Source organism: Micromonospora sp. (assembly GCF_048594385.1).
Taxonomy (GTDB): domain Bacteria; phylum Actinomycetota; class Actinomycetes; order Mycobacteriales; family Micromonosporaceae; genus Micromonospora; species Micromonospora wenchangensis.
Genome location: NZ_JBMDWU010000043.1, coordinates 1 through 2,002 on the forward strand (window position 1 = coordinate 1; position 2,002 = coordinate 2,002).

2 protein-coding genes are annotated in these 2,002 nt (G+C 74.9%); both read left to right on the forward strand.

Translation table 11 applies throughout. The annotated features are described in order from the left end of the window. The first annotated feature begins 112 nt into the window (after window positions 1-112). Window positions 113-1,174, forward strand: coding sequence for an alpha/beta hydrolase family esterase (locus ACOJTC_RS01770; protein WP_204923170.1), 1,062 nt, complete (start codon window positions 113-115; stop codon window positions 1,172-1,174). A gap of 54 nt (window positions 1,175-1,228) precedes the next feature. Further along, window positions 1,229-2,002 (forward strand): ABC transporter ATP-binding protein (locus tag ACOJTC_RS01775; RefSeq protein ID WP_420115482.1); only part of this gene is annotated, 774 nt, incomplete at its 3' end.

Consider the following 2,002-nt stretch of genomic DNA (forward strand, 5'->3'; position numbering starts at 1 on the left):
CGCCGGGCCGGCGGCCCCGGCCCCGTACCGGCGCGGGCGGTGCCGCGTCCCCCTTGCCGAATCCTGGCGCGTCCCTGACGTTGCTCGAACATTCCCGGGCGAAAGTATTGATATGATGCCTTTTACCGTTTTTCGCCCTGAAGTCGGGCGGCGTCGCACCGGCCGGTCCACCGCCCGGATCGCGGGAACGCTCGCACTGCTGCTCGCCCTGACCGCCCCGGCGGGATGCAGTCCCCGCCGCGACCGGGCCGACTCCCCCACCGGCCCGACGGCCGACGCGCCGTCCGGCGCGACCCGGCCGGCGGCGGACACGCCCGTCGGCAGCTCCACGCACACCCTCACCGTGGACGGGCGGGAACGCAGCTACCGGCTCTACCGGCCGGCCTCGGCCGACCTGAGCGGGCCGGTCCCGCTGGTGGTGATGCTGCACGGCGCGGCCGGCACCGGCGAGCAGGCCGAGCAGGCGTACGGCTGGACCGGCCAGGCCGACCGGGACGGGTTCCTGGTGCTGTTCCCGGACGGGCTGAACCGGGCCTGGGCCGTCGGTCCACAGTGCTGCGGGGCACCCGCCCGCGACGGCGTCGACGACGTCGCGTTCATCACCGAGCTGGTCGCCACGGTCGGCCGGGAACTGCCTGTCGACCCGGCCCGCCGGTACGTCACCGGGATCTCCAACGGCGGGCTGCTGGCGTACAAGCTGGTCTGCGACACCACGACCTTCGCCGCGATCGGCGCGGTGGCGAGCACCCTCACCGGGCAGTGCGCCGACCCGAAACCGGTGTCGGTGCTGCACATCCACGGCCAGCAGGACCAGACCATGCCGTACGGCGGCGGGCCCGGCCGGCGGGACAACGGCGGTACCGGACGCAACCCGGTGAAGATCGACGGCCCGCCCACCCCCGAGCTGGCCGCCCGCTGGCGCAGCATCGACTCCTGCGGCGCACCGAAGGTCACCACCGACGGGCCGGTCACCCGGTCCACCGCGAGCTGCCCCCAGGGCCGCGCCGTCGAGCTGATCACCGTCGCCGGCGCGGGCCACCAGTGGCCCGGCGGCCGACCCAACCCGCCCCGGGCGGAGAAGCTGCTCAACCTCGATCCCCCCTCCACCGCGCTGAACGCCACCGACACCATCTGGCGGTTCTTCGCCGCGCACCCCCAGCCCTCCGGCGGCTGACGGCACCGCCGCCGGCCCCGTCGGCACCCGCACCCCCTCAGGACAGGAGTTGAGATGCCCAGCAGAGACGGGCCGGCCGTGGTCGAGGTCGACAACCTCGTCAAGCGCTACCCCCGCACCGACACCAACGCGGTCGACGGGCTGTCGTTCACGGTCACGCCGGGCGAGATCTTCGGGCTGTTCGGGCCGAACGGGGCCGGCAAGTCCACCACCGTCGGCATCCTGACCACCCGGTTGCGGGCCACCGGGGGCCGGGCCGTGGTCTGCGGGGTCGACGTGGGCCGGGACCCGGCCGCCGCCCGTGCCCACCTGGCCGTGGTGCCCCAGCACAACAACCTGGACCGGGCGCTCACCCCCCGGCAGAACCTCGTCTACCACGCCACCTACCACGGGGTACGGCGACGGGAGGCGCACGCCCGCGCGGCGGAGCTGCTGGAGCGGTTCGGCCTCACCGAGCGGGCCGACCGGCGGATCGAGGCGTACTCGGGCGGCATGGCGCAGCGGTTGATGATCGCCCGGGCGCTGACCCACGAGCCGGCGGTGCTCTTCCTCGACGAGCCGACCAACGCCCTCGACCCGCAGACCCGGCTGCTGATCTGGGGGCAACTGCGGCAACTCCGCGAGCGGGGGGTGGCGATCGTGCTGACCACCCACGCGATGAACGAGGCGGCCCGGGTGGTCGACCGGGTCGGCATCGTCGACCACGGCCGGCTGCTCACCCTGGACACCCCGACCGCCCTGGTCCGGGGCCTGGCCGGGGACGCGCTGCTCGACCTCACGGTCACCCCGGCCGGCGGGGACGACCCGGACGCGCTCTGCGCCGCCCTG